27 protein-coding genes are annotated in these 25677 nt (G+C 67.4%); 2 read left to right on the forward strand and 25 right to left on the reverse strand.

Annotated elements, in window-relative coordinates:
• Positions 1–31: 31 nt before the first annotated feature.
• The 16 genes from AC3EC3_RS11095 to AC3EC3_RS11170 form a co-directional block, all read right to left on the reverse strand.
• Positions 32–1177 carry an EscU/YscU/HrcU family type III secretion system export apparatus switch protein gene (locus AC3EC3_RS11095; RefSeq protein ID WP_488489666.1) on the reverse strand — a complete coding sequence of 382 codons (1146 nt, stop codon included), beginning with the start codon at positions 1175–1177 and terminating at the stop codon, positions 32–34.
• Complete coding sequence (fliR, locus tag AC3EC3_RS11100; RefSeq protein WP_488489847.1) at positions 1174–1944, reverse strand: flagellar biosynthetic protein FliR; 771 nt, start codon at positions 1942–1944, stop codon at positions 1174–1176. The genes AC3EC3_RS11095 and fliR overlap by 4 nt, the downstream gene beginning before the upstream one ends.
• Before the next feature lie 5 nt (positions 1945–1949).
• Positions 1950–2240, reverse strand: coding sequence for a flagellar biosynthetic protein FliQ (locus tag AC3EC3_RS11105; protein WP_260925074.1), 291 nt, complete (start codon positions 2238–2240; stop codon positions 1950–1952).
• A 14-nt stretch (positions 2241–2254) separates the two neighbouring features.
• Positions 2255–3004, reverse strand: coding sequence for a flagellar type III secretion system pore protein FliP (fliP, locus tag AC3EC3_RS11110; protein WP_488489848.1), 750 nt, complete (start codon positions 3002–3004; stop codon positions 2255–2257).
• Positions 3005–3066: 62 nt separating this feature from the next.
• A complete protein-coding gene (locus tag AC3EC3_RS11115; protein ID WP_488489667.1) occupies positions 3067–3423 on the reverse strand; it encodes a flagellar biosynthetic protein FliO in 357 nt (118 codons plus the stop codon).
• Positions 3423–3737, reverse strand: a complete 315-nt coding sequence (fliN, locus tag AC3EC3_RS11120; RefSeq protein ID WP_488489668.1) for a flagellar motor switch protein FliN — start codon at positions 3735–3737, stop codon at positions 3423–3425. The genes AC3EC3_RS11115 and fliN overlap by 1 nt, the downstream gene beginning before the upstream one ends.
• On the reverse strand, positions 3734–4717 hold the full coding sequence (locus AC3EC3_RS11125) for a FliM/FliN family flagellar motor switch protein (RefSeq protein WP_488489669.1): 984 nt from the start codon (positions 4715–4717) through the stop codon (positions 3734–3736). The genes fliN and AC3EC3_RS11125 overlap by 4 nt, the downstream gene beginning before the upstream one ends.
• 16 nt (positions 4718–4733) lie before the next feature.
• Positions 4734–5324: a flagellar basal body-associated FliL family protein gene (locus AC3EC3_RS11130; protein ID WP_488489670.1), complete on the reverse strand. Its 591-nt coding sequence runs from the start codon at positions 5322–5324 to the stop codon at positions 4734–4736.
• A 31-nt stretch (positions 5325–5355) separates the two neighbouring features.
• Positions 5356–7077, reverse strand: coding sequence for a hypothetical protein (locus tag AC3EC3_RS11135; RefSeq protein WP_488489671.1), 1722 nt, complete (start codon positions 7075–7077; stop codon positions 5356–5358).
• 36 nt (positions 7078–7113) lie between these two features.
• On the reverse strand, positions 7114–7557 hold the full coding sequence (locus tag AC3EC3_RS11140) for a hypothetical protein (RefSeq protein WP_488489672.1): 444 nt from the start codon (positions 7555–7557) through the stop codon (positions 7114–7116).
• A gap of 22 nt (positions 7558–7579) precedes the next feature.
• Positions 7580–8905, reverse strand: coding sequence for a FliI/YscN family ATPase (locus tag AC3EC3_RS11145; protein ID WP_488489849.1), 1326 nt, complete (start codon positions 8903–8905; stop codon positions 7580–7582).
• A 17-nt stretch (positions 8906–8922) separates the two neighbouring features.
• Complete coding sequence (locus AC3EC3_RS11150) at positions 8923–9576, reverse strand: FliH/SctL family protein (protein WP_488489673.1); 654 nt, start codon at positions 9574–9576, stop codon at positions 8923–8925.
• Positions 9569–10585: a flagellar motor switch protein FliG gene (locus AC3EC3_RS11155; RefSeq protein WP_488489674.1), complete on the reverse strand. Its 1017-nt coding sequence runs from the start codon at positions 10583–10585 to the stop codon at positions 9569–9571. Before AC3EC3_RS11155 ends, AC3EC3_RS11150 begins: the two co-directional genes overlap by 8 nt.
• Positions 10582–12246, reverse strand: coding sequence for a flagellar basal-body MS-ring/collar protein FliF (gene fliF, locus AC3EC3_RS11160; protein ID WP_488489675.1), 1665 nt, complete (start codon positions 12244–12246; stop codon positions 10582–10584). The genes AC3EC3_RS11155 and fliF overlap by 4 nt, the downstream gene beginning before the upstream one ends.
• Positions 12247–12250: 4 nt before the next feature.
• Complete coding sequence (gene fliE / locus AC3EC3_RS11165) at positions 12251–12649, reverse strand: flagellar hook-basal body complex protein FliE (protein WP_488489676.1); 399 nt, start codon at positions 12647–12649, stop codon at positions 12251–12253.
• Positions 12646–14004, reverse strand: a complete 1359-nt coding sequence (locus tag AC3EC3_RS11170) for a sigma-54 interaction domain-containing protein (protein WP_488489677.1) — start codon at positions 14002–14004, stop codon at positions 12646–12648. The genes fliE and AC3EC3_RS11170 overlap by 4 nt, the downstream gene beginning before the upstream one ends.
• 350 nt (positions 14005–14354) lie before the next feature.
• Between AC3EC3_RS11170 and AC3EC3_RS11175 the strand changes: the two genes are divergently transcribed.
• Together AC3EC3_RS11175 and AC3EC3_RS11180 are read left to right on the forward strand one after the other, a co-directional pair.
• Complete coding sequence (locus tag AC3EC3_RS11175; protein WP_488489678.1) at positions 14355–15179, forward strand: flagellin N-terminal helical domain-containing protein; 825 nt, start codon at positions 14355–14357, stop codon at positions 15177–15179.
• 309 nt (positions 15180–15488) lie between these two features.
• Positions 15489–17705: a TonB-dependent siderophore receptor gene (locus AC3EC3_RS11180; protein WP_488489679.1), complete on the forward strand. Its 2217-nt coding sequence runs from the start codon at positions 15489–15491 to the stop codon at positions 17703–17705.
• A gap of 84 nt (positions 17706–17789) precedes the next feature.
• On the opposite strand, the gene AC3EC3_RS11185 is transcribed toward AC3EC3_RS11180, so the two are convergent.
• Genes AC3EC3_RS11185 through AC3EC3_RS11225 form a run of 9 tightly spaced genes read right to left on the reverse strand, consistent with a single transcriptional unit; the run spans position 17790 to position 25651 of the window.
• Positions 17790–18635: a flagellar motor protein MotB gene (locus AC3EC3_RS11185; RefSeq protein ID WP_488489680.1), complete on the reverse strand. Its 846-nt coding sequence runs from the start codon at positions 18633–18635 to the stop codon at positions 17790–17792.
• A gap of 1 nt (position 18636) precedes the next feature.
• Entirely contained in the window at positions 18637–19500 is an 864-nt protein-coding gene (motA, locus tag AC3EC3_RS11190) for a flagellar motor stator protein MotA (protein ID WP_260925040.1), read from the reverse strand.
• 31 nt (positions 19501–19531) lie between these two features.
• The gene (gene flgL / locus AC3EC3_RS11195; protein ID WP_488489681.1) at positions 19532–20470 is read right to left on the reverse strand and encodes a flagellar hook-associated protein FlgL; all 939 of its coding nucleotides are present in this window, start codon (positions 20468–20470) and stop codon (positions 19532–19534) included.
• Positions 20471–20474: 4 nt separating this feature from the next.
• Positions 20475–21824: a flagellar hook-associated protein FlgK gene (gene flgK, locus AC3EC3_RS11200; RefSeq protein WP_488489682.1), complete on the reverse strand. Its 1350-nt coding sequence runs from the start codon at positions 21822–21824 to the stop codon at positions 20475–20477.
• A 6-nt stretch (positions 21825–21830) separates the two neighbouring features.
• On the reverse strand, positions 21831–22193 hold the full coding sequence (locus AC3EC3_RS11205; protein WP_488489683.1) for a rod-binding protein: 363 nt from the start codon (positions 22191–22193) through the stop codon (positions 21831–21833).
• A 44-nt stretch (positions 22194–22237) separates the two neighbouring features.
• A complete protein-coding gene (locus AC3EC3_RS11210; protein ID WP_488489684.1) occupies positions 22238–23398 on the reverse strand; it encodes a flagellar basal body P-ring protein FlgI in 1161 nt (386 codons plus the stop codon).
• The gene (locus AC3EC3_RS11215; protein ID WP_488489685.1) at positions 23398–24078 is read right to left on the reverse strand and encodes a flagellar basal body L-ring protein FlgH; all 681 of its coding nucleotides are present in this window, start codon (positions 24076–24078) and stop codon (positions 23398–23400) included. Before AC3EC3_RS11215 ends, AC3EC3_RS11210 begins: the two co-directional genes overlap by 1 nt.
• A gap of 2 nt (positions 24079–24080) precedes the next feature.
• Positions 24081–24869 carry a flagellar basal-body rod protein FlgG gene (gene flgG / locus AC3EC3_RS11220; protein ID WP_488489686.1) on the reverse strand — a complete coding sequence of 263 codons (789 nt, stop codon included), beginning with the start codon at positions 24867–24869 and terminating at the stop codon, positions 24081–24083.
• 38 nt (positions 24870–24907) lie between these two features.
• The gene (locus AC3EC3_RS11225; RefSeq protein ID WP_488489687.1) at positions 24908–25651 is read right to left on the reverse strand and encodes a flagellar basal body rod protein FlgF; all 744 of its coding nucleotides are present in this window, start codon (positions 25649–25651) and stop codon (positions 24908–24910) included.
• Positions 25652–25677: the final 26 nt, after the last annotated feature.

The raw sequence follows: 25677 nt of genomic DNA on the forward strand, positions 1-25677 counted from the left end.
GGCGGTGAGGAGAGGGTTTTAAGGGGAAATCTTACGCGAAACTGCCGGGATCGGGGCGGCCTTCGGCATCGAAGCGCACCGTGACCGGCACCGAGATGTGGGGCCGTTCGCGCCGCTCGCCGCGTTTCAGCGACATCACGAAGGCAAGGATCGAGGCGATGGCGACATAGTGTTCCTCGCGGATCATCTGGTTCTCGCGCGTAGTGTAGAACACCGAGCGGGCGAGCGCGGGATATTCCAGCATCGGCACGCCATTCTCCAGCGCCAGCGCGCGCATCGCGGCGGCCTTTTCGTCGCGCCCCTTCGCCAGCAGGACCGGCGCGGGAGCCTTGAGCTGATCGTAAGTGAGCGCGACAGCGAAGTGGGTGGGATTGGTGAGGACGAACTGCGCCTCCTTCATGGCGGGGACGAGGCCGCCCATGGCGATCTTGCGCTGGCGGTCGCGGATCGCGGCCTTCTTCTCGGGCGAGCCTTCGCTTTCCTTGGATTCGTCGCGCACGTCCTGCAGCGTCATCTTCAGGCGCGACAGGCGGCGCACCATCTGTACTGGCAGATCGACGAAGGCGATGGCGAAGAGGCCCGCGGCGAGCAGGAACAGCAACATGACCACCGCATGCCAGGCATAGGCGAGCTGCCCGCCAAGGTCTCCGCGCCCGAGTCGGGCGAAGGTCTCGATACGCGTACTAGCCCATACCCAGACGATCGTGCCGAGCAGCGCGACCTTGGCAAGGCCCTTGCCGATCTCGATCAGGCCGTTGGGGCCGAACATCCGCTTGAGCCCCTGCATCGGGTCGATCCGCGAGGGCTTGGGGGCAAGGTTGCCGGGCAGCCATCGCCCCTCGCCAAAGCCCAGTTGCGAGAGCAGCGATAGCGCGATCACCGGCAGGCCGAGCAGCAGGATCGGCGGCAGGGCGGCCCACATCGCGCGTATCAGCAGGGGGCCGGGTTCGAAGCTGTCGAGATCGGCGCGGCTGAACTGGAAGCCGCCGCGCAGCACCTCTTCCAGCAATCCGAACACCCACGGCCCGGCCATCAGCATCCATACGGCGCCGACCAGCATCGAGGCGGCGGTCGCCAGTTCGCGTGAGCGCAGGACATCGCCGCGTTTGGCGGCCTCGCGCTTGCGCTTTTCGGTGGGGGCGAAGCTCTTCTCGCCGCTGCTTTCGCCGCCACTCATTTGAGCACCGCACCTGCATTGGCGATGGCATCGGCGGAAATCCGGGTGACGAGATCGGTCAGCACCGGGGCCGAGATTACCAGCGCGGCAAGGCCCGCCAGCACGCCTGCCGGAAGCCCCAGCGCGAACAGGTTGAGGGAAGGGGCAGAGCGCGAGAGGATGCCGGTCGCCACCTGCATCACCAGCAGGATCAGGCACACCGGCAGCGCGATGGTGACGGCGGTGACGAACATCTGCGTGGCGTACCCTGCGATCAGCGCGAACCGCTCCGGCCCCAGCCACGTATGCCCCGGCGGGAACACGCGGTAGCTGTCCACCACCAGCGCGAACCATTGCAGGTGCGCGCCCAGCGCCAGGAAGATCACGGTGACGACCACCGAGAAATACTGTCCCAGTGCGGGCGATTGCGTGCCCGAATTGGGATCGACGGCGGTGGCGATCCCCATGCCCATCGCGCCGCCGACAAGCTCCGCCGCGATCACCGGCGCGGCGAACGAGAGTTGCAGTACGAAGCCCAGCGACAGGCCGACCAGCGCCTCCCCGGCAATCGCCAGCAGCCCCGGCAGCGAGAGCAGCGCGGGCGGCGTCGCCACCGGCGTCCAGACGCAGACCAGCACGGCGACGGCGCCTGCCACGATCACCCGGATCTGCGCAGGCACGGCGGCATTGCCGAACAGCGGCGCGGCGACCAGCGCGGCGCCGATCCGCGTCATCACGAAGACCAGCCGCCAGAACTCGGCTTCCAGTGGACCGAAGCCGAAGTTCATCTGGATCACGGCGCCACCTGCTGGGCCTGCGAGATGTTGGCGATCTGGGCAAAGATATCCGACGCGAAATCGCCGATCAGCGTCATCATCGAACTGCCCAGCACGATCAGCATGAAGGCGATCACCGCCAGCTTGGGCACGAAAGTCAGCGTCTGCTCGTTCACCGAGGTCGCCGCCTGCACCAGCCCGACGACGAGGCCGACCGCAAGGCTGGCCAGCAGGATCGGCCCTGCGACGAGCGCGGTGGTCCACAGCATCCGGTCGGCAAGGGCCAGCAATCCGGTGATGTCGTCCATCGCGCGTGCCCTCCCTAGCCGAAGCTCGCCGCCAGCGAGCCCATCAGCAGCGACCAGCCGTCGATCATCACGAACAGGAGCAGCTTGAAGGGCAGCGAGACGACGGTGGGGCTCATCATCATCATGCCAAGGCTCATCAGCACCGAGGAGACGACGAGGTCGATCACCAGGAACGGCAGGAACAGCATGAAGCCGATCTGGAACGCGGTCTTCAATTCGCTGGTCACAAAGGCGGGCAGCAGGATCGAGAACGGCACATCGGCGCCCGAATTGAAGCGCGGGGCCTTGGCCATGTCGGCGAACATCGCCAGATCGCGCTCGCGGGTCTGGCGGATCATGAAGGCGTGAAACTCGCGCCCGCCGTTCTGGATCGCCTGCTCGGCGTTGATCCGGCCCGCCGAATAGGGCTGGATTGCGGTCTGGTTCACGCGGTCCAGCGTGGGCGACATCACGAACAGCGAGAGGAACAGCGACAGCCCGATCAGCACCTGATTGGGCGGCGATTGTTGCAGGCCCAGCGCCTGCCGCACGATCGCCAGAACCACCAGAATGCGGGTGAAACTGGTCATCATCAGGATCAGGCTGGGCAGGATCGTCAGCAGCCCCATGACGAGCAGCAGCTGCAGCGACATGCTCAGGCTTTGCCCGCCCGGACCCGTGCCCCCGCCGTTCAGCGAGCCGAGCGCGCGGTCCAGCGCACCGGAGAGGGCTCCTCCGCCGGGCGCGGCTTGTGCCTGTGCGGCTACATCCTGGGCATGGGCCAGCGTCGCCCCGGCAAAGGACGCGCACGCCGCGCCGAAAGCAGCCAGTCTGGCGAAGCGTGCCCTCACGCGCCGTCGTTCCGGAAGTTCGGCATCTCGAAGCCAGGACGGGGCGCGGGGGGAGGCGGGGAGGGAGGGGGCGTCGAAGGCACCGCAAATTCGGCTTTCGCCCGCGCCGGCGCCTCGGCCAGCCGGGTCAGCCCGCCGCGTGAGGCCGAGACGAGGATCTCGCGCCCATGGAACTCGATCACCGCCAGCTTGAGCGTGGGCGAAAGCATCGTCGTCTCGATCACGCGGACGGACTTCGTGCCGCTGCCGATCCCGGCCTTCTCCTGCATCCGGCGCGCCAGCTTCAGCGAGCCCCAGATCGCCAGCGCGATCAGCGGCAGCATGATCGCCAGCTTGAGGACGTACCATAGCATCAGAAGCGGCCGACACCGGGCATCGCCGGGGCATCGCCGTCGGGGTCGTCGTTGCCCCCGGCCTCGCCCTCACCGATCATCTCGACGATGCGCAGGCCGAAACGGCCGTTCTGCGAGACGATCTCGCCGCGTGCCACCGGCTTACCGTTGACCAGCACGTCGAGCAGGTCGTCGGTCATCCGGTCGAGCGTGACGAGGCTTTCGGGGCCGAGCGCGAGCACGTCCTTCAGCTTCATCTCGGTGCGGCCCAGTTCGATGGACAGGCGCACATCGACATCGCGCAGGAAATCGAGCGTGCGGACGGGTGTTGTCATGGTCTTTCGGTCCTTTCGGGGAAGGCGATCTGCACGGCGACGCGCTCGTCTATCTCGCCGATGGTGCCGGTGGCGAAGGTGCGGCCACCGATCTGCAGGGGAACGTGGCGCGTGACCGTGACCGGCAGCACGTCGCCCGGCTTCAGTTCGGACAGGCGCGCAAACGCGATCGGCATGTCGACCAGCACGGCGGTCAGCGCGATGGGCAGCGAGGCGAAGGGCTCGACCGTCGGATCGGACGGGCCGGCATGCCGCTCCGGGCGCAGGCTGGGGATCACCCGGCGGCGCGGCGGGGCCAGCAGCGCGGCCAGCGTGGGTTGCGGGAACGCGATCGGCAGGTGCCAGCGCTCGCCATCGAGATCGCGGACCTCCAGCGAAAGCACCAGCATTTCCTCGTGCGCGGGGAAGGCATCGATCAGCCGCAGGTCGTCCTCGCGGCGCAGCGCCCGCACGCTGTCGCCTGCCACGCCCAGCGCCTGTGCCAGGGCGAGCGTGAGCACCTCTTCCAGCCGCGCCAGCAGCAATTCGGCAGAGAGCGGCAGGACAGGCCCGGCAGTGGCGGGCAGGCGCCCGCGTCCGCCGAACAGCCGGTCGATCATCCGCAACAGCGCCGCGCCCTCGAACGAGGTCAGCGCGCGATGTCCGGCCACGCCGATCGCCAGCTGGACATGGATACCGGGCAACGCAGGCGGCTCCACCGAGGCGGTAGCGTCCGAGGCGACAGCGGCGGCCAGATCCTGCATCCGCGCCTCGTGCGGCATCGCGGCGCGCACTTGCGCGGCGGCCCCGGCATCGAGCTTGGCCAGCCCTTCGGCAAAGGCGCGGGCCAGGCGCTCTCCCGCCATCGCCAGCGCAGGCGCAAGTTCGCCCAGCGAAGGCCCTTCGCCCAGCAGTTCGGGGCAGTGGCGGGCATTGCGTTTACCCGTGGGCCGACCATTCTGGCGGCGGGGCGGCGGAGGGGGACTGGCAGCGGCGTTCATGGCAGGCACCGGGGCATCACTGGATGATGAAATTGCGGAAATAGACCGCATCGACGCCGCCGAAGCCCTCGTTCTGCTTCAGCACCGTGTTGATTTCGGCGGTCATCCGCTTTTGCAGGCGATCCTTGCCCTCGACCGTGGTGATCTCCTCCTCGGTGGTATCGGCGAGAACCGCCAGCAGGCGCGAGCGGATCGCCAGTTCGTGCTTCTTCAGCCACATCAGCACGCGTCCGTCGCGCCGGGTGGAGCAGGCCAGCGAGACCTGCACCAGCGCATCCGAGCCTTTGAGGTTCGAGGTGAATTCGTCCGCGAAGGTGTAATAGGCGACGCGGTATTCATCGCCGCCTTCTCCCTCCACTTCAGGTGCGCCGCCTTCCTCGCCGCCTTCGGCCTTGGGGGCATAGGGGTCTTCCTCCCCCTTGCGGATGAGCTTGGGAACGTCCGGTTCCTTGACCTTGCCGTGCTCGCCACCGCCCAGCAGCCCGGCCTGCATTGCCCCATAGGCGCCGCCACCGCCCACGCCGAGCAGGACGAGCGCGCCCAGCAGCAGCGGCAGCTTGCTCTTCTTCTTGGCAGGCTTGTCGTCCTGAGGGGCGGCATCACTCACGATGGGTATCCTTCATGAAAAACAGGGGAGGTTAGGCGTAGAGGCCGCTGGCCTGCGGGCCGCTGCGGGGCGAGGGCGATGGGGCGTCGCCGCCGGGAAAGCCGGTGCCGGAGCCGCCGTTGCGCGCCGGGCGGCTGTCCGCTGCAGCGTTCCCGCGCGCGGTGTCGCGCTGCTGCTGGCCGCTGTTCGAGGCGGTGGTGCTCCCAGAGGGAGCGCCGTTGGCAGACGCGGGACTGCCGCCCGAGTTCGCATTGCCATCCTGCCGCTGCGGGTTGCTTTCGCTGCGCGGTTCGCTGCCGTGGCGCGAGGGCGCCTGCTGCTGCGCCTCGCCTTGCATCCGCTCGCGCGCGGTATCGGCGCCGGCGGCGAGCGCGGCCTGAACGGCAGGGGCAAAAGTCGGGTCGAGGCTGGCCATGGTGACGCTGAGGCCGCCGTCCTCGTGGCGCAGGGCCAGGTTCACGCGCCCGAACTCGGCATGGACCAGCGCGGTTTGCACGACTTGCGGCGTCACTGCCTCGCGCGCCTCGTTGAGCCGCTGGACCAGCGTGGCGAAGTCCTGCGGGGCTTCGGGCGAGGGCGCGGTTGTCGTCGGTGCTGGGGTGGTTGCGAGCGTTGGAGCGGGGGCGCTTGCCAGCGGTGCCGTCGCGACGGGATCGGCGGCAGGTTCGGGGTCATGCGGGCGCGCTGGCGTTGATGGCACGTCCTGTGCGGTCGTCGAGGGCATCTGCATCGGGGTGGGTGGCGTCCGCGATACCGGGGCATCGACGGGGGCTTCCGGCGCCTGCGGGACAGCCGCAGGGACGGCGTCGGGTACTGTTCGGGCGCCTGCCTTTAGCACTTCCGACGTCGCGGCCATCGGTGTGGAAGCAGGGGTGACGACCGGCGCGGTCAGGCGTACATCCGGCATGTCCGCCGTACGGCCTTGCTCTATGGCGACAGGCTGTGCGGAAGGCGGAACGCCGGTTTGTGCAGGGCTGTTCGGAACACGGCCTTCCGGCGGAGCATCGGGCGATTGCAGCGGCAGGGCGATAGCCCCGGTATTCGCGGCCAGCACCACAGCGGGCGTTGCGGCAGGCGGGGCCACACGGATCGGAGACGAAACGGAAGGGGGCGTCAGAGGCGTCGTCGCAGCCATGGGCGCGCGCGCGTTTCGGGTCTGAAGCAGCGCCAGCGCCCCTGCGGTCCCGATGTTTGCGGCAGGAGGAAGTTGGGCGACGACGGGGGCTTGCGGGGGGGCGCTGCTCGTCGCAGCAGGCTGCGGATTTTCGGGGAGCGAAGGTTCTGCCGTCAGGATCAGCTTTTCGCTGTTCGCCATCTGCGGTGCGGCCATCGGCGTTTCGCCCGATATCCCGTGCGATACCTTGTCTGTCGTTTTGCCAGAGTGCTTCTCGGCGGACCTGTTCTGCGCCGCCTCCCGTATCGCGTTTGCCGCGACTTTTTCGCGCCCCGGCAAGATCTTGCCGCCCTTGCCGGAAGGCCCCGCAGCGCTTGTCTCCGGGGCTGCGCTTTCGGGGGCGGGGGCAGGCGGGATATTCGCGGCAGGTTCGACGGCAGGTTCCACGGGAGCGGCCTGCAAAGCATTGCCGCCGATCTTTGTCGGAGCCGGTACGCTGGCATTCAGAACCTGCGAGAAGTCGAGCGGCGCGGTGCCTGCGGGCGCGGGAAGGACCTCTGCCGGACCGGCTTTTACGCCTGCTTTCAGCGGGTTGGCGCCGGGAAGGGATGGCAGGGCAGGCGAGGGCGAGGGGATCATGCGCGCGGTGGTCCTTGGGGTCAGTCGTGACCGGTGCTATTCACGATCCGTGCCAGATTCCTCGGCGCCGCTTTTACGCATGCCGCCCAGCACTTGCGGCTGGGTGGTGCGGGCGATCAGGCGGGCCTGAAGCTGGGCGCGTTCCTCCACGGCGGCACGACGGCGTTCCGCCTCGCCCAGCTGTTTCATTCGGGAATCGGCAATGTTCTGCGCGCGTTGCGTGTCGTGCTCGGTGCTTTGCACAAGCCGGTTCAGACCGGACACAAACGCCCCGAGACGCACCAGAGAGGCGCCGTCGGCCATGTCCGTGCGGCTGGCATAGCCTTGCGCCATCGCCTGCGTGCGTTCGCTCAGCGCGCGCAGCTGGCCCAGCGTGCCTTCCGCCGCCGCCGCCTCCAGCATGGCCGTGCGCTTGGCCACCGCGCGGACCTTTTCCAGCCGTCGCAGCCGGGCCAGCTTGGCGCGCGCCTCGCGGCTCATGCCAATGCCCCATGGCAACGCCTCATGACAGCAGCCCGGCCAGTTGGCTGGCGCTGGTGGCAAGATCGATCGTCTCGTCGGCATCCTGCTTCAGGAACTGGGTGAGGCTGGCCTGCATGGCGATAGCGCGGTCGAGCTGCGGATCGGCCCCGGCGCGATAGGCGCCCATCAGCACCAGATCGCGGTTCGCCTCGTAACTGGCGGTCAAGGCGCGGAACGTGCCTGCAAGGCGCCGGTGCTCGACGGGCACGATGTCGTTCATCACCCGGCTGAGCGAGGCGGCGATGTCCACTGCCGGGTACTGCCCGCGCTGCGCCAGTTCGCGCGAGAGCACGATGTGCCCGTCTAGGATCGCGCGGGCGGTATCGACCACCGGATCGTCCTGGTTGTCGCCATCCGCCAGCACCGTGTAGAGCCCGGTGATCGAGCCGCCGCTGGCCTTCGAGTTGCCCGCGCGCTCGACCAGCTTGGTGATCGTCGCCAGCGCGGAAGGGGGGTAGCCCCGCGCCGCGCCCGGCTCGCCCAGGAGGAGCCCGATCTCGCGCGCGGCGTGGGCGACGCGGGTCAGGCTGTCGAGGATCAGCAGCACGCGCTTGCCCTGTGCGCGGAAGTGCTCGGCCATGGCGGTCGCCAGCATCGCGCCGCGCAGGCGCAGGTTGGGCGCGTGGTCGGCAGGCACGGCGACGATGGCGGTCCTGTGGCGGATCTCGCCCTCCATGTGCCGCTCGACGAAATCGGACACCTCGCGTGCGCGTTCACCGATGAGCCCGACGACGATCGCTTCGGCGCCTCTGGCCTTGGCGGCGCCGCGCGCGATCATGTCGATCAGCACCGATTTGCCGACGCCCGATCCCGCCATCACCCCCACGCGCTGGCCTACGCCGAACGTGATCATCGCATTGAGCGAGCGCACTCCGGTATCGAAGGGCACGCGCACCGGGCTGCGATCGAGCGCGGAGGCGCGGATGCCGCCGGCCGGGGCCTCGTCGCGCCAGGCGATGGGCAGGCCGCCGTCGATCGGATGCCCCTCGCCATCGACCGCACGGCCGAGGAACGCCTCGCCCACCGGCAGCATGCCGGGGCGGCCTTCGGGCACCACACGCGCGCCGGGACGCAGCGAGACGGTATCGCCCAGAAGCATCATCATCGTCTTGCCGCCGCGAAAGCCGATCACTTCGGCGGCCAGCGGTTTCTCGCGGCGATAGGCGACACGGCAGATCGCGCCGACCGGCACCGAAATCCCCATCACTTCGAGCAGGCCGCCGTCGCAGGCGGTGACGACACCGTAGCGACGCGGCGCCAGATCGAGCGCGGTTGTGCCCATTTCGGCAAACAGCGTTTCGAGCATGTCTTCAGAGCGCGCGCTCAACACTGGTGCAGCGCTTCGCGGATCGCCTCACGCCACAGGGCGGGGCTGTCCTCGACACCGCCGCAGGCTGCCTCGACGCGCACGGTGCCACGCTCCAGCGAAGGGTCGGGCTCCACCTTCCAGTCGGGCGAGAGGCGATTGGTCACCAGTTTCAGATCTTCGGGATGCAGCCGCACCACGCGCTCGTCGTCGGCGCGCGCCAGCATTCCTGCGGCCTTGGCGACGCGGCGGGAGAGCGCTTCGGGATCGAGGGTCATCGGCGCGATCGCGGCCTCGCACAGCGCGGCGACCGTTTCGCGCAGGCGCAGGCGCAGTTCCTCTTCCATGCGGGTGTTCATCCGCGCGAAGGCGAGGGAGAGCGCTTCGACCGCCTGTGTCGCCTCGGCCTGCTGCGCGGCGGCTTCGGCGGCGGCCTGATGGAAGCCCGCCTCGAACCCCTGCGACCAGGCATCGGCGACCGGATCGCTGAGCGGCGCAGGGGCGATCCCCGGCGGCAGCTGGCCTTCGGGCAGTGGGCGCGCGGTGGTGAAACGCGGCGGTGCATCGAAGCGGTTGTCGGCGCGAAACCCGCGCGAAAGGCTCAGTTCGCCGGACAGCGAGGCGGGGCCCGAGATCGTTCTGGGCGTGAAGCGGAACCCGAAGTCAGACATAGTCGTCGTCTCCCGAACCGAACACCAGCACGCCTTCGGTGGCGAGGCGGCGGGCGGTGGCGACCACCGCTTTCTGCGCGGCGACCACATCGGCCAGCTTCACCCGGCCACGCGCGGCGATCTCGTCCTTCACGCCATCGGCGGCGCGGCTGGACATGGCGCGGAAGAACACCTCGCGCTCGTCTTCGGAGACGCCCTTCAGCGCATCGATCAGTGTCTCGTTCGGGGTGTCGCGCAGCAGCGCGCCCATCGCCTGCGGATCGAGCACGAAGAGGTGCTCGAACTTGAACATCTCCTCCTCGATCAGCCTGGCCAGCTTCTTGTCAGCCTTGCCGATCTCGCCCATCACCCGCTTTTCGACCAGCTTGCCGACGCCGTTGATGATCCCCGCCGCCTCGCGCACACCACCCATCGTCAGCGCCTGGCGGCCATGGCACTTGGTGATGCGCCGGGTCAGCAAATCGTCCAGCATGGCCAGCGCATGGGGGGCGACCGGGCCGAGCGTGGCGACGCGGTGGACGATCTCGGCCTGCTCCGCCTCGGGCAGGGCGTGGAGCACCTGTGCGGCGACTTCGGCTTCCAGCTGCACCAGCAGCACTGCGATGACCTGCGGATGCTCGCCCACGATCAGCGGCACGATGGCAGACGGCACCAGCCAGCGCGCGAGTTCCAGCGGCGAGGTGCGCGGCGCTTCGGGCGCGATGCGGTGCATCAGGTTGTCGGCCTTCACCTCGCCCACCGCGCGGGTCATCATCGTGTGGACCTGCTCGCGCCGGGCGTGCGCGGTGATGCCCATCGCCTCGCTGGTCTCGACGAAGCCGGTGATGGCGCCCGCGATCACGTCCGGGCCGATCTCGCCCAGCGCGACCATCTTCTCGCCCAGCAGGCGCAGCTCGCGCGGGTCGAGTTCGGAGAGGATGCGCGCGGAATGCACCTCGTCCAGCAGCATCACCATGATCGCGGCCTTATCCGCAGTAAGGTCCGTCGTCAGCGCCGTCTGCTCGCTCATCGCGCACCCGCCGCCCCGGCATCGGCCGGGTCTTTCAGCATCTGGCGCAGCGCCTGCACCGCCTGCTCGGGCTTTTCGGATACCAGCCGCTGGGCGAGGTTGACCTGCGCGCTCAGCAGATCGGCGCGCGAGACATCGACCTGCACGCCCTCGGTCGAGCGAACGGGTACGGCCTGCGGGGCGGAGAGTGCGGCAGCGGCGATGTCGGCAGGATTGCTGCCTTTTGCCTGCTTCTTCGACGAACCATCGCCGCGTAGCGCTTTCAGCGCCGGGCGCACGCCGAGCAGCAGGACCAGCAGCACCGCCAGCAATGCGGCGACGTTGCGTACTACAGTGGCGAACCATGGCGTCTCGTAGAAGGCGGGCGCGACCGTCTCGTCCGGCTGGAAATTGCGCATGATGACTTTCACCTGATCGCCGCGCTGCGTGTCTGCGCCCACGGCGGCGGAAATCAGCTGTTGCAGGTCGGTGACGTCCGTCGCCTTGCCGTTCTTCATCGCCTCGCGGCTGACCGCGACCGCGACCGAGATGCGCTTGAGATCGCCGGGGTGGTTGTTGGTCACTTCGACCTGACGGCCCAGTTCGTAGTTGCGCGAGGAACTGCTCTCGCCGTTGCTCGGAGGCGTGGCGCCGGGCGGTGGCGCAGGCGGAGCCGTGCCCTGAGGCGGGGCGGCCTGCACTTGCGTCGCGGGCGGGGGGGTGTTGGAAAGCACGCCGGGCACACCGCCTGCCTGCCCCGGCGCGCTGCTCTGCGACTGCTGCTGCGTTTCCGAACGCACCACGCCGTCCTTGTCGTAGCTTTCGCGGGCCGAGGTGATCTCGTTCATGTCGAGCTGGACCTGGATCTCGGACGAGAAGTTGCCCTGACCCAGCATCGGCGTGAGCAGCTGGTCCACCTGATCGCGCAGCTTGGCTTCCATGCGCGATTGCAGATCGAATACGCTGTTCTTGTCGCCATCGGGATCGGACAGCAGATCGCCGTGCTGGTCCACCACGCGCACGGCCTCGGCGGTCAGCCCCGGCACCGATCCGGCGACGAGGTTGACGATCGCGCGCACCTGCCCGTCGCTCAGCGTGCGGCCACGGGCGAGGCGTACCATCACCGAGGCGCTGGGCGGCGTATTGTCGCGCACGAAGACCGATTTCTCGCCTTGCGCCAGATGGACGCGGACGGCTTCCACCCCGTCGATCTCCATGATCGAAAGCTGGAGGTCGTGCTCGCGGGCGGAACGCAACCGCTCGCCCTCCAGCGTGCGGCTGGCGCCCATCGGCAGCTTGTCGAGCATGGCATCGCCGCTTTCGGGGGCAGCGAGCGCGCCGTCCGAGGCGACCAGCATGCGCGCCTTGTAATAGTCGCCCTCGGGCACGGTCAGCGCGCCGGACTGGTTGTCGATGGTGTATTTGATCCCCGCCTGCTCCAGCGCGGCGGCGACACTGGCGCGCTCGCTGTCGTCAAGCTGCGAATAGAGCGTGCGCTGCGGTGAGGGGCTCAGCATCGACCACGCCAGCAGCGCGCCGCCGATCGCGGCAAGGCCGACGAAGGCGGGCAGCATCTTCCTGACGGCAGGCTGCGCGGTGAAGCCCGAAACGCGCGTCAGTACCGATCCGCCTCCGGGGAAAGAGATCGCTGGGCTGGCAGAAGCAGGAACGATATCGGCCATAGGGTCAGACGCCCATCCTCATGATGTCCTGATAGGCGGACAGCAGCTTGTTGCGGACCTGCAGGGTCGCCTCGAACGCAACCCCGGCTTCCTGCCGGGCGAGCATGACCTTGGCGACATCCGTCACTTCGCCGCGCTCGTAGGCGGTGGAAAGATCCTCGGCGCGGTTCTGCACGCCGCTGACGCCATCGAGCGCGGATTTCAGCGAATCCGCGAACCCGCCCGAGGGGCTGGGGCCTTCGACGGATTGGCTGGCCCCGGCCTGTCCGGTCTGGCTCGCATCCTTGGAGGCATGCAACTGCTGGAGCAGGTCGGAGCGGGCGATGATCTGCTGGCGCATCGCCAGGATTTGCTGGATGCCGCCGCCTGTACCAAGGCCCCCGATGCCGGACGTGGCGCTCATCGGGCGCTACCGGCCATGCGGCCGACCTCGATCCCGGCCTCGCGCATCGAGGCGAGGCGATAGCGCAGCGTGCGCTCGGAAATGCCCAGTTCGCGCGCCGCGCGCAGGCGGTTACCGCCACAGGCTTCCAGCACTTCGAGGATCACCCGTGCCTGCGAGGTCTGGACCACGCTGGCGAGGTTGCGATCCCTGTCGGGGCTGGTGCTTTCGGCGTTGGCGTGCTCCGGGCTGGCGGGAAGCTCTACCACCGGCGCGGTGAAGGGCGAGGATGCGAAAGGCTGGACCAGACGCGCCGGGCGGTCGAACACGATATGCTCGGGCTCGATCAGCGCGGAGCCTTGCGCCAGCAGCAGCGCGCGGCGGATGACGTTCTCCAGTTCGCGCACGTTGCCGGGCCACGAATGCAGCTTCAGCAGCGCCAGCGAGGCTTCGGACAGGCAGGGGATGGCCCTGAGGTCATGTGCCCGATCATGTGCCCGGTCCTGCGAATGCCGCAGCACCATCGCGCAGGCGAGCGGGGCGATGTCCTCCGCCCGTTCGCGCAACGGCGCCAGCTGGAGCGGGAAGACGTTGAGGCGATAGAACAGGTCGGCGCGGAAGCGCCCTTCGGCGACTTCGGTGGGCAGGTCGCGGTTGGCGCAGGCGATGATCCGCACGTCCACCTTGATCGCGCGGCTGGCGCCCACGGGGACCACTTCCTGCTCTTGCAACGCGCGCAGCAGCTTGGCCTGAAGCGTCAGCGGCATCTCGGCGATCTCGTCGAGCAGCAGCGTGCCGCCGTCCGCCGCGCGCATGAAGCCTTCGGACGCCGCCGTCGCGCCGGTGAAGGCGCCTTTCTGGTGGCCGAACAGCATGGCCTCCAGCATCGTCTCGGGCATCGCGGCGCAGTTGACGGCAATGAAGGGCCTGTCTGCGCGGGGGCTGCGGGCGTGGATGAAGCGGCTGAGCACTTCCTTGCCGGTGCCGGTGGGGCCGTTGATCAGCACGGGAATGTCGCTGGCGGCGAGCCGTTCGGCCAGCGCGAAGACGGCAAGGCTCTGCGGATCGGCGGCGATCGGCTCCTGCGGCCCGGCGAGCGCGGCGAGCACGAGGGCGAGCGCGCCTTCGCTGGCGGGATCGGCATAGGTCAGCAGGATGCGGTTGCCGCCCTCGCGGGTAAGGGCCGGTTTCGATCCGCGCGCCAGACCGACCACGCGGCTGCGTGGGTGTGCTGCACGATGTTCGTCGGCGTCGCGCAGGTCGATGGCGGAAATGTCGTAGAGCGAGGCGGCGATCCCCGCCGCGCGGCGGGCAAGCGGCCCATGCTCGCGCGAGATGCTCCAGGATTTTTCGGTGTCGAAGGCTGTTTCGACCATAGTCCCAAGTCCTCGTTGGAATGTACTAGGTTCCGGACTCGGGTATGCGCGCGAATGGCCAATCTTTTGAAAACCCTACCCCTCGGGTTTGCCCGTAGGAGAGAGGATGCGCGCGCCTGCGGGTGATCGCGCGGGACGTTGGCAAAGGATTGCAATGGCAGGATTTTGCCGTTTGCAGGCGGCAGGATCGCGGAGGCCGCGCCAAGGCGCATCGGCACATCCCGCCAAAAAAATCGACGGGCCCTGCTTAAAAACCGACGCGCCCTGTCGGTCTGGCTGGTGACGGTGCTGCCGGATGGTCCGGGATCGCCGCAAAGCGATTTTCCAGATTTATCAAAGGGTACTTTATCATGTCAGTGATCAACACGAACATTTCGGCGATTCGGGCAAGCAATGCGTCGGCGGCGGCGGACAAGGCGCTGGGCACGGCGATGGAGCGCCTGTCGACCGGCAAGCGGATCAACTCGGCCAAGGACGATGCTGCGGGTCTGGCGATCTCGACCTCGATGACCTCGCAGATCAAGGGCATGAGCCAGGGCATCCGCAACGCCAACGACGGCATCTCGCTGGCGCAGACCGCCGAAGGCGCGCTGTCGGAAGTCACCAACATGCTCCAGCGGGTCCGCGAGTTGTCCGTGCAGTCGGCCTCGGGCACCTACCAGGCTTCGGACCGCACGGCGATGCAGTCGGAAGTCTCGGCGCTGACCAGCCAGATCTCGGACGTGATGACGCAGACCAAGTTCAACGGCAACGCACTGTTCTCGACCACGGCGGGCACCGACAAGACCTTCGACATCCAGACCGGCGCCAATGCGGGTGAAAAGGTGACGCTGACCAGCACCGCGATCGACGGCACCAACCTGACCGCCGCCGCCCTCGACGTGTCGGATGCGACCAAGGCTGCCGCGACGATGACCAGCGTGGGCAAGGCGCTCGACGACGTAAACGCGACGCGCGCCTCGCTGGGCGCAGGCCAGAACCGCCTCGAATCGGCGATCAACACGCTGACCAGCAACAGCACCAACCTCTCGGACGCGAAATCGCGCATCGAGGATGCCGACTACTCCACCGAAACCACCGCGATGGCCAAGGCCCAGATCCTCTCGCAGGCCTCCACCGCGATGCTGTCGCAGGCCAACCAGAGCCAGCAGAACGTCCTGTCGCTGCTGCGCTGATAGGCTGAAAGAGAGCCGCTTCGGGTCGCATCGAAGCGCTGCCAAAGGCACGCGATAACACAGTCGAAGCGCTGCAAAAGTACGACATGCCAACGAAGTACCCCGGCCCGCCGGATAACGGCGGGTCGCGGGCCGGGCGGGTTTCCCCAAACCCTCCCGGCCCGTTTGCATTGGTCCCGATCGCGATAGCGCCGTTGGGGCCAGCTGTTGCGCAATAGCAACTGCAAATCATTTTCGGATACCGGTCATTGAGAGGCGTTCTCAATAGCAGTAGGGGCGCCTTACGAATTTGTAACGGAAGGTATCCCGATGTCGAAGAATCTCGCCCGCACCCGGCTTCTGACCAGTGCGGCGGCCTGTCTCGCAACCCTCTCGCTGACCACTCCGGCGCTTGCGGATGCCGCCGGTGCAGATGCGGGCGATCAGGCGGACCAGACCCAGCGCGAATCCATCGTCGTCACCGGCGCCCGCCCGACCACCGAAGCCAGCTCGGGCACCAAGACCGACCTGCCGATCGCGGAAACCCCGCAGTCGATCTCGGTCATCGATTCCAAGACGATCGCCGATCTGGGCATCCAGAACCTCAACCAGGCGATGCGTTTCGTCGCCGGTGTCACCCCGGAAACCCGCGGTTCCTCGGCCGAAGTCTACGACCAGTTTAACCTGCGCGGCTTCACCGTCCCGACCTTCCTTGATGGTCTGAAGCTGTTTTCCAGCGCCACCGGCTATGCCGTGCCGCAGGTCGACATGTCGCGCCTCGATCGTATCGAAGTGGTCAAGGGTGCGTCCTCGGCGCTGTACGGTGCGTCGAGCCCGGGCGGTCTGGTCAACGAGCAGAGTAAGCTGCCGCTCGATCGTGATTTCTACGGCTCGGTGGCAGGCACCTATGGCAACTACGACACCTACCGCGTCGATGCGGACGTGGGCGGCAAGGTCGGCCAGAGTGTGCTCTGGCGCCTTTACGGCAGTGCCAACGGTGCCGACACGCAGCAGAACTATGGCAAGCGTGAACGCCAGACGGTTTCGGGCGCAGTAACTTTGGGCGCCGGTTCCTCGACCGATTTCACCGTGCTGGCCGCCTACTCGCACGATCCCTACAACGGCAACTACGGCGGCTTCCCGGTCGTCGGCGTGCTGACCGACAATGGCGATCTCGGCAAGATTTCCAGCAAGGTCTATGGCGGTGAACCCGGCGATTACTTCAGCCGCGAGCAGTTCGGCCTGACCTACATCTTCAACCATGACTTCGGCGGCAGCTGGAAGTTCCGTTCGGCCGCACGCTACCAGTACGTGGGCAGCGACCTTGGCCTCGTCTATGTCGCCGGTGCGCAGACCTCGGCGGATACGGACCCCACCCTCTACAACCGTGCGTCCTATGCCACACACGAGAAGCTCAACAGCTGGACTTATGATAACCAGCTGACCGGCAAGGTGCAGACCGGCCCGCTGACGCACACGCTGCTGTTCGGTGTCGACCGTCAGGTCGCGCATTCGACCGAACTCTATGCGTTCGGTTCGGCCACCCCGATCGATCTGTACAACCCGGTTTACGGCACGATGCCGACCCCGCAGTCGCCCTATGACGTGGCAGGCTACGATGCCGACGGCAATTACGATGCCAACGCAACGGCGACCCCGTACTTCACGGCCGCACAGTCGCGCCAGCAGGGTGTCTATGCGCAGGACGAGATTTCGGTCGGCGGTCTGCGGGTGCTGCTCAGCGGTCGTCAGGACTGGGCGCGTGCCACCAACGGCACCAGCGTACGCAAGGACAAGAAGTTCACCTATCGCGCGGGCGTCCTCTACAAGACGAGCATCGGCCTGTCGCCCTACGCCAGCTATGCGACCTCGTTCGAGCCGCAGGGAACCACGCTGCTCGATGACGGCACCCTCGCCAAGCCTTCGCTCGGCAAGCAGTTTGAGACCGGCCTGAAGTATCAGGTTCCGGGCACCGACATCCTGGTGTCGGGCGCGTACTATCGCATCACCCAGACCAATGTCGTCGTTTCGAACCCGACCACTTATGCGGCCTTCCAGACCGGCAAGGTCCGCTCGAAGGGCTTCGAGCTGGAAGCCAGCGGCTCGCTGCCGTATGACTTCAACTTCCGTGCGGCGTTCAGCACCCAGAAGGTGCGTGACGTCAAGGACGTGAACGCCGATCTGGTGGGCTACGGTATGCCGACCGTCGGTCGCGGTGGCACCAGCGTCAACCTGAACTGGGCACCGAAGTCGGGCACCGTGCAGGGTCTTGTCATCGGTGGTGTGATGCGTCAGGTCGATCGCGTCTATGCCGGTCGCTATGCGCTCAATAACGAGCCGATGAACAGCCCAGGCTACACCGTGTTCGACGCTTTGGTCCGTTACAACCTGGGCGCTGTCAGCCAGCGCCTGCAGGGCATGACGCTGGGCCTCAACGCGACCAATATCTTCGACAAGAAGTACATCACCAGCTGCTACGCCAACTACAGCTGGTGCTGGTACGGCAACCGCCGCACCGTGCAGGCGACTGTCGGCTTTACCTGGTAAGCCTTCCGGCTCTTCGAGCGACCGAAATGAGCGGCGGCGGATCGATACGGTCCGCCGCCGTTTCGCGTTTTGGGGGGTGGTGAATCAGTTCAACACGGTGATCGAGATGCGGCGGTTGCGCGGGTCGTGGGGGTCGGCGGGGATCAGCGGTTCCATGTCGGCGACGCCTTCGATGCGGCGGAAGTGGTCGGCAGCCACGCCGTCGCGGATCAGGGCCTGTCGGGTCGCCTCGGCGCGGCCTGCGGAGAGCGACCAGTTGTTGCCGGCGATGCCCGGCTTGTAGGGCAGCGCGTCGGTATGGCCGCGCACGGTCAGCTGGCCGCCATCGGGGCCGAGGGCCTGCGCGATGGCGCCCAAGAGCGCGCTTGCCTCGCCGGTCAGCACTGTCGTGCCCATGCGGAACATCGAGAAATCGGCATTGTCGACCAGATCGACACGCACGCCCTCGGTCGTATCGACCAGCCGCACCTGCTTGGCCAGGCGGCGCAGTTCGGGGGTGGAGGCGAGCTTGGTTTCCAGCCGCTGCTTGGCGCGCGCGGCGCGCTTGATCTTGGTGCCGCCCTCCAGCTTGCCGCCGGTGGAATCGCGCGGGATGGTGATCGTGCGCGTGCCGCTGCCGCCCGGATGCGGCAGGTTGTCCTTGTCCACCAGCGACGAGCCGCCGAGCAGGCCGTTGGCCGAGCCCGCGCTCTGCTCGCGCGTCTTGACGAGGGTCGGGGAGAAGTAGTCGGCAATGCCCTTGCGCTGTTTTTCGGTCGTGGCGCCGACGATCCACAGCAGGAGAAAGAACGCCATCATCGCCGTCACGAAATCGGCATAGGCGACTTTCCAGGCGCCGCCGTGATGCCCGGCGGCAACGATGGTGATCTTCTTGACGATGATCGGGCGCGCCGGAATCGATCGGGGCGACTCGTTCTTCTGCGTTGCCACCTCAGCGGCCTCTCATCGCGTCGAGCAGTTCGGAGAGGCCGGGGCGGAAGGCATGGCCAAGCCCAGAGCGCGCGGATTCCACCACCAGCGGCTGTGGCCAGCCATGTAAGGAAGCGATCACCACCTGCTTCACCGCGTGGAAGATCTGTTCGTCCTGCTCGACGATCTGCTTGAGCCGCCCGGCCATCGGCGCGACGATCCCGTAAGCCAGCAGCACGCCCATGAAGGTGCCGACCAGCGCGGAGCCGATCATCCCGCCCAGAATCGAGGGCGGCTTGTCGATCGAGCCCATGGTCTTCACCACGCCCAGCACGGCGGCGACGATGCCGAGCGCGGGGAGCGCATCGGCCAGCCCCTGAAGCGCATGCTGCGGCTCGTGCATCTCGTGGAAATGCGTCTTCATCGCATTGTCCATCACGTCTTCCACCGCGTTCACTTCCAGCGTGCCGGAGGAGACGACGATCAGCGTCAGTGTGTCGGCGATCAGGTGGACGAGCGCGTCGTTTCCCAGAATGCGTGGAAACTCGGCGAAGACGGCGGAGGCCTTGGGATCGGTGACATGGCTTTCCAGCGCCACCGGCCCTTCGGCGCGCAGGATCTTCATCAGCCGCGTGACCAGCACGATCACGTCGACATGATCCTGCTTGTTGTGGCGCGGGCCCTTGAACACCTTGGCCATGCCTTTGCCGAGTGCTTTCAGCTCATGCATCGAATTGCCGGTGACGATCGCGCCCACGGCGGCGCCGCCGATGATGAGCATTTCGTGCGGGATCGCCTCCATCACCGGGCCAAGCGCGCCGCCGGTGATGGCAAAGCCGCCGAACACCATCGCCAGCAGGATGACGATGCCGATGATTACGAACATGGCGCGGGGCTTTCTGTCAGGGGCTTGGCTGTCAGCTGATCTGGTCGAACAGGCTGAGCGAGGCGAGCTTGGCGAAGCTGGCCTGGCTGGCCTCCAGCACGGTCATCGTTTGCTGCAACCGGGTGACGGCATCGGCGATGTCGACCTGCCCGATGTCGCTTTCCAGCTGGGTGCGCGTGGTCTGGCTGGTGGTGCGCCGGTCGGTGGTGAGGTCGATCCATGCCATCCGTGTGCCGACCACGGTCTGCCCGGTGGTGAGCGCATCGAGGCCCTTGTCGAGGTCGGTCAGGCCCTTGCTGGCCGCTGCCACCGGATCGCCCGAGGTGGTGGAGAGCGCATCGGCCAGACCTTTCATCATCGAGAGCAGGTCGGTCTGGTTGCCATCGGCATCCTTGAAGGCGAGGAACTCCGGCCCGGTCATCGACGGGGTGACGGCCTGCCCTTCGCCCAGCGACACGGGCCCCGCGCCAGTGCCGCCCGAGTAGGTCGGTTTGCCCGCGGCATCGAGCGAATAGGCCGCCGCCGTACCCTGTCCGCCGAACAGCGCATTGCCCGAGGAATCCTTCGTGTTGGCGAGCGAGAACAGTGTGTCGTAGATGCTGCCCAGTTCCGCGCCGATCGCCTTGCGCTGGTCGGCCGAGAGCGTGCCGGTGGACGCCTGCACGGTCAGTTCCTTGGCGCGGGTCAGGGCATCGGCCATGTCGGACATGGTGGCATCGGCCAGTTGCAGGTCCGAACTCGCCTGAGAGGCGGTGGCAGTGTCGATCTTCGAGAGCGCATCGGCGCGCGCCATCAGCCGCAGGCGCGAGGCAGCGACCGGATCGTCGGACGAACGCGTCAGCCGGTTGCCGGTTGAGGCCTGCGTCTGCAGCGTTTCGGCCTGCGAGCGCAGGCTCTTCATGTCGCTGAGCGAACGGTCGTAGAAAGCGCCTGTCGCTGTGGTTACGCCGCTGCCGGGAATGCTGGTCATGGTCTCACCTGATGCCGAGAATGGTGTCGAAGATGTCCGAGGCGACCTGCATCACCCGGCCCGAGGCCTGATAGGCCTGCTGGTAGCGCACGAGGTTCGTCGCCTCCTCGTCGAAATCGACGCCGGTCTGCGCCTTGAGCGCTGCCGAGGTCGTGTCCGCGATGGATTGCAGCGTGTCGCGCGTCACTGTGCGACCGGCGACGGCGCTGGAAATGTCGAACAGCACCTGATCCACCGCCTTGGCAGGCGGGGCGCTGTCCCACGCGCTGCGCAGCGCGGTGAGGTTGCCTGCATCGCGGCTTCCCGCAGCGGCCCCGGCAGGGGCGGTCGCCAGCGCATCGCCGCCGCTTGCCACCATCGCCATGTCGCCCGCGCCGGTGCCGGAGAACAGCGGCTGGCCCGCGTTGCCCTTGATATCGACGCCTTGCGCCTGCGCGGCGTTCACGGTGTCGATCACCGAGGCGGCGACCGCATCGAGTTGGCCGCGCGTGGCTTTCAGCGTGACCAGCGCCTGGCTCTTGCCTGCCAGCGCACCGGCATCGAGCGCCACCGCCTTGCCGGTGCCGCCGTTCGTCACCGAGAAGGCAATCGTGCCGTCGCTGGCGCTGGTCATCGCCAGCGTTCCGGCACTGGCGCCGTTCACCAGCGCCACGCCGGTCGCGCCGCCAAGAGTTACGGTCGCGGTCTTGTCGGCATTGATCGTGGTGGCGATGCCGGTCTGCTGGCTCATCTGTTCGAGCAGGGCATCGCGCTGGTCGAGCAGGCTGGACTGGTCGCTCGACCCGTCGATGGCGCGCGAGAGCTTCTGGTTGACCTTGGCGAGCGCGGCGGCGGCGCTGTTCACGCTGTCGACCCCGCCCTGAGCCTCCAGCCGCAACCCGTCGCCCGCTGCATCGAGGCTCTGTGAGGCGGTGTTGAAGGTCTGCGCCATGGTGCGCGCCTTCTCCACCGTGGCGGCGCGCAGCGATCCGTCGGTGGGCGCGGTGGCCAGTTGCTGGAGGCTGGCCTCGAAATCGACGACCGCATCGTAGGCGCCGGACTGTTCGACAGCGCTCTCGATGCTGGTCAGCCCGGTCACTTCGGCATCGGCGCGCGCGGCATCGGCGCCGGTGCGGCGCACTTCGGCCTGCCGGAACGTGTCGGCATTGCGGGTGATCCCGGTGATCCGCGTGCCCGATAGGCTGACGGCGGCCTGCGTCATCGACAGCGTGCCGCCCACCACCTCGACCGTGGTGACGCTGCGCCGGACATAGGTTTCCGAAGCGGCATTGGCGATGTTGCTGGCCGTCACGTCGAGCGCGGCGCGCGAGGCGCGGATGCCGCTCTTGGCAATCGACATCATGTCGGAGGACATCGCCGGTCAGCCTTTCTTGTCTGCGGGGGTGGGGGTGGAAGACGGGGAGGCGGCACCCTTGTCGGCACCCCCTGCGCTGTTTGTGTCGGTGGGCAGGAACCGCGCCATCTGTGCCTCGATCAGCGAGGCGAAGCCCAGCGTGCCGCTTTTCGCGGTGATGTCGGCGAAGTTGTCGTCCTGCATCTGGCGGAAGGTGTCGGTGCCGGGATCGGTGCCGAACACCGCGCCTTCATCGCTGCTGCTGCCGAAATCGGTCTTGCGCGCGGCGCCCAGCATCTGGCGCAGGAACAGCGCCTCGAACTGCTGCGCCGTCTCGTGCAGTTTTTCCTGCTCGGACTTCGATGCAGTCTTGCCAGTCGTTTTGTTCAACGCAGTGGCCGCGCCGGTCGCGGAGGTGGGAGGCAGGAGCGGGCTCATATCACCACCATCTCGGCCTTGAGCGCACCTGCCTGCTTCAGCGCTTCCAGGATCGCCACGAGATCGGACGGGGTGACGCCCAGCATATTGAGCGCATCCACCACTTTCGACAGCGAGGCACCGCCCTTGAACAGCGCGACCGAGCGCTTTTCCTCGTCCACCGAAATGGCGGAGTGCTGTTCGGTCTGAGTCTGGCCGTTGCCGAACGGGCGCGGCTGCGAGACGTGCTGGTCCTCGTCGATGCGCACCGTCAGCTTCCCATGGCTGATCGCAGCCGGAGAGAGGCGCACGGCGGAGTTAATGACCACGGTGCCGGTGCGGCTGTTGACGATCACCCGCGCCTGCGTTTCGGCGGGCGCAACGTCGATCATCTCGATCGCCGCCATCATCGAGGCGCGCGAATTGGGATCGGCGGGCAGGGTGAGCGCCAGCGTCACCCCGTCCTCCACCGTGGCGATGCCGGGCAGGCGCTGGTTGATCGCATCGCGCACGCGCGATGCGGTAAGGAAATCGGCGTCGAACAGGTTCCAGCGCAGCACCGGAGACGTATCGAACCCGGTGGCGACGGCGCGCTCCACCGAGGCGCCCTCGGCGATGCGGCCCACGGTCGGGATATTGACGGTGACTTTCGAGCCGTCCCTGCCCGAAGCATCGAGGCCACCGACGGCAAGGTTGCCCTGCGCCATCGCGTAGATCTGCCCGTCCGCGCCATAGAGCGGTGCCATGATCAGCGCGCCGCCGCGCAGCGACTTGGCCTTGCCGATGGTCGATACGGTCACGTCGATGCGCTGGCCAGGCTTGGCGAAGGCGGGAAGGTCCGCCGTCACCATCACGGCGGCGGCGTTCTTGAGGCCGGGGGAGACACCCGCGGGCAGGGTCAGGCCCATGCGGCCCGAGACGCCCTTCATCGCCTGCGTCAGGTATTCCAGATTGTCGTCGCCGGTGCCGGGAAGTCCTACGACCACGCCGTAGCCGGTCAACTGGTTCGAGCGCACGCCCTGGAACTGGCCGAGATCGCGCACACGCTCGGCCATGGCAGTGCCGGGAGCACACAGGGCCAGCGCGCCGATAAGGAAGAACCACCAGCTCCCCTTCCGCTTGCGGGAGGGGAGAAGAGAGGCGATCTGTCGCGCGATCGGAGTTGTCGTCCGGGCCATCAGAACGGGGAGATCGCGTTGAAAAAGCGGCCCAGCCAGCCCTGCTTGCTGGCGGTCTGCAACGCGCCCTTGCCGGAATACTGGATATGGGCATCGGCCACGCGGGTCGAGGCGATGGCGTTGTCCTCGTCGATGTCGGCAAGGCGCACGATCCCTGAAAAGCGGACCCATTCATCGCCCTGGCTCAGCAACATCTGCTTTTCTCCTCGAACCAGCGCGGTCCCGTTGGGGCGCACTTCGGCGATGGTGACGGTGAGCGTCGATGCGAGCGCACTTGTCTGCGCCGCATTGCCCTGACCATTGAACGACGAGGACGAGCTGGCATTAAGGGCGTTCGGGTTGAGAAACGAAAGAAGCCCGGCGCTGGGCGGGGTGATCGAGGCGCCGCCGCCCTTCTGGCTCTTGGAACTGACCGCCTTGGACGCGGTGGTGCTTTCCAGCAGCACGATGGTGACGGGATCGCCCACCGCATGCGCGCGGGTTCCGGCATAGAGCGGCGCGTAGCCTGCCGTGGGTGAGAAGATGCCGCCGGTCGGCGCGGCTGCGACCGGCGCGGGCGCGGCGGGCAGCGTGGGCTCGTAGCCCGAAGGTTTGGGTGGCTTCTTCGCGGCGAGCGCGGGCAGGGCGGGAAACCCTGCCAGTACCGCCGCCGAAAGCAGAAGGGTGATGCGCCGCTTCATGGTCAGAGCGTCTGGTTCGCGTTCTTCAGCATCTCGTCGACGGCGGAGATCATCTTCGAGTTGATCTCGTAGCTTCTCTGCGCCTCGATCATGTCGACCAGTTCCTCGACGATGCTGACGTTCGAGGCTTCGAGCATGCCCTGCCGGATCTGTCCGCGCCCGTCCTGACCGGCCACGCCGATCTGGGCGGGGCCACTGGCGGCGGTTTCGAGCATGAAGTTGTCGGACGAGGACTGGAGCCCTGCCGCATTGGTGAAGCTGGCGATGGTGATCTGCCCCAGCTGCGAAGGCTCGGACTGGCCCGAAAGCTGCGCCGACACCGTGCCGTCGGTCGAGATCGTGATCGAGGTCGCGCCTTCGGGAATGGTGATCGCGGGCTGTACGGGATAGCCCTGCGATGTCACCAGCTGGCCTTCCGCAGACCGGCTGAAGTTGCCCGCGCGGGTATAGGCGAGCTGGCCACCGGGCAGCGCAACCTGAAAATAGCCGTCGCCGTCGAGTGCGAGATCGAGGCTGTTCGAGGTGCTCTGGAGTGTCCCCTGCGTCTCCATCCGGCTGGTCGACTGCACGCCGACGCCGGTGCCAAGGTTCAGCCCGGTGGCATAGGCGGTTTCGCTGGACGACTGGGCACCGGCAACGCGCGCGTCCTGATAGGCCAGCGTCTCGAAGTTGGCGCGGTCGCGCTTGAAGGCGGTGGTCGATACGTTGGCGAGGTTGTTGGCGATCACGCGCATGCGCGTGTCCTGCGCCTCAAGCCCGGTGCGGGCGACCTGTAGAGCGGAACTGGGCATCGGGTTATCCTCTTGTTGTGCTGCCGAACCGTTACGGCTCAGCCATCCATGCGCATCAGGCGGGCGCCGCTCTCGTCGAGCTGGCGGGCGGTCTCGACCATCTTGGTGCGCATATCGAACAGGCGCTGGGCGGAGATCATGTCGACCAAGACCTGCGAGGTGTTGACGTTCGACTTCTCCAGCGCGCCGGGCACCACCTTGGCGTTTTCATCGACCGGAAGGATGCCGCCCCCTTTCACGCGAAACTGGCCGGCGAGGTCTTTCTCGATCTGGCTGCCCGTTGGGGATACCAGCTTGAGGCGATCAAGACGTTGCGGTGCCCCTCCGGGATTTGCCGGATCGGCGGCGAGCACCGCACCGTCGGGGCCGATGGTCACGCCCATCCCCGGCGGCACGGTGATCGGCCCGCCTTCGCCCAGCACCGGCAATCCGTCGCCGTTCTGGAGCAGCCCGCTGGAGGCGACCGAGAGATCGCCTCTGCGGGTATAGGCCTCGCTCCCGTCGCCGACCTGCACCGCCAGCATCGCCTGTCCATCCAGCGCGACGTCCAGCGGGCGGCCGGTCTGGGTGATCTCGCCCTGCTTCATGTTGGCGCCGCGCACTTCGGTGTCGGTCATCGCGCGCACCTGCAACTGCGGGCCGTCCAGCGTCATCGGCGTTGCCTGGATCTCCTCGGCGCGAAAGCCGACGGTCTGGGCATTGGCCATGTTGCTGGCGATCACCCGCTCGCGCGTCATCGAGGCGTTCATGCCCGACACTGCCGTGTAGATCAGCCGGTCCATCGCGGGAGCCCTTCCGGTTCAGGCGC

It is taken from the genome of Novosphingobium sp. BAM6, assembly GCF_057784955.1.

What these genes read in the sequence shown, in the direction of transcription:
- AC3EC3_RS11155 (WP_488489674.1), bottom strand. Translation starts at nt 10,585, where the DNA reads ATGAGCGAGCAGACGGCGCTGACGACGGACCTTACTGCGGATAAGGCC.
- AC3EC3_RS11095 (WP_488489666.1), bottom strand. Translation starts at nt 1,177, where the DNA reads ATGAGTGGCGGCGAAAGCAGCGGCGAGAAGAGCTTCGCCCCCACCGAA.
- fliR (WP_488489847.1), bottom strand. Translation starts at nt 1,944, where the DNA reads ATGAACTTCGGCTTCGGTCCACTGGAAGCCGAGTTCTGGCGGCTGGTC.
- fliE (WP_488489676.1), bottom strand. Translation starts at nt 12,649, where the DNA reads ATGAGCGCCACGTCCGGCATCGGGGGCCTTGGTACAGGCGGCGGCATC.
- AC3EC3_RS11115 (WP_488489667.1), bottom strand. Translation starts at nt 3,423, where the DNA reads ATGCTATGGTACGTCCTCAAGCTGGCGATCATGCTGCCGCTGATCGCG.
- flgL (WP_488489681.1), bottom strand. Translation starts at nt 20,470, where the DNA reads ATGACCAGCATTCCCGGCAGCGGCGTAACCACAGCGACAGGCGCTTTC.
- fliF (WP_488489675.1), bottom strand. Translation starts at nt 12,246, where the DNA reads ATGGCCGATATCGTTCCTGCTTCTGCCAGCCCAGCGATCTCTTTCCCC.
- AC3EC3_RS11180 (WP_488489679.1), top strand. Translation starts at nt 15,489, where the DNA reads ATGTCGAAGAATCTCGCCCGCACCCGGCTTCTGACCAGTGCGGCGGCC.
- AC3EC3_RS11215 (WP_488489685.1), bottom strand. Translation starts at nt 24,078, where the DNA reads ATGAAGCGGCGCATCACCCTTCTGCTTTCGGCGGCGGTACTGGCAGGG.
- AC3EC3_RS11175 (WP_488489678.1), top strand. Translation starts at nt 14,355, where the DNA reads ATGTCAGTGATCAACACGAACATTTCGGCGATTCGGGCAAGCAATGCG.
- AC3EC3_RS11210 (WP_488489684.1), bottom strand. Translation starts at nt 23,398, where the DNA reads ATGGCCCGGACGACAACTCCGATCGCGCGACAGATCGCCTCTCTTCTC.
- AC3EC3_RS11225 (WP_488489687.1), bottom strand. Translation starts at nt 25,651, where the DNA reads ATGGACCGGCTGATCTACACGGCAGTGTCGGGCATGAACGCCTCGATG.
- AC3EC3_RS11135 (WP_488489671.1), bottom strand. Translation starts at nt 7,077, where the DNA reads ATGATCCCCTCGCCCTCGCCTGCCCTGCCATCCCTTCCCGGCGCCAAC.
- AC3EC3_RS11170 (WP_488489677.1), bottom strand. Translation starts at nt 14,004, where the DNA reads ATGGTCGAAACAGCCTTCGACACCGAAAAATCCTGGAGCATCTCGCGC.
- AC3EC3_RS11150 (WP_488489673.1), bottom strand. Translation starts at nt 9,576, where the DNA reads ATGTCTGACTTCGGGTTCCGCTTCACGCCCAGAACGATCTCGGGCCCC.
- AC3EC3_RS11145 (WP_488489849.1), bottom strand. Translation starts at nt 8,905, where the DNA reads ATGCTCGAAACGCTGTTTGCCGAAATGGGCACAACCGCGCTCGATCTG.
- fliN (WP_488489668.1), bottom strand. Translation starts at nt 3,737, where the DNA reads ATGACAACACCCGTCCGCACGCTCGATTTCCTGCGCGATGTCGATGTG.
- flgG (WP_488489686.1), bottom strand. Translation starts at nt 24,869, where the DNA reads ATGCCCAGTTCCGCTCTACAGGTCGCCCGCACCGGGCTTGAGGCGCAG.
- AC3EC3_RS11140 (WP_488489672.1), bottom strand. Translation starts at nt 7,557, where the DNA reads ATGAGCCGCGAGGCGCGCGCCAAGCTGGCCCGGCTGCGACGGCTGGAA.
- motA (WP_260925040.1), bottom strand. Translation starts at nt 19,500, where the DNA reads ATGTTCGTAATCATCGGCATCGTCATCCTGCTGGCGATGGTGTTCGGC.
- AC3EC3_RS11125 (WP_488489669.1), bottom strand. Translation starts at nt 4,717, where the DNA reads ATGAACGCCGCTGCCAGTCCCCCTCCGCCGCCCCGCCGCCAGAATGGT.
- AC3EC3_RS11105 (WP_260925074.1), bottom strand. Translation starts at nt 2,240, where the DNA reads ATGGACGACATCACCGGATTGCTGGCCCTTGCCGACCGGATGCTGTGG.
- flgK (WP_488489682.1), bottom strand. Translation starts at nt 21,824, where the DNA reads ATGTCCTCCGACATGATGTCGATTGCCAAGAGCGGCATCCGCGCCTCG.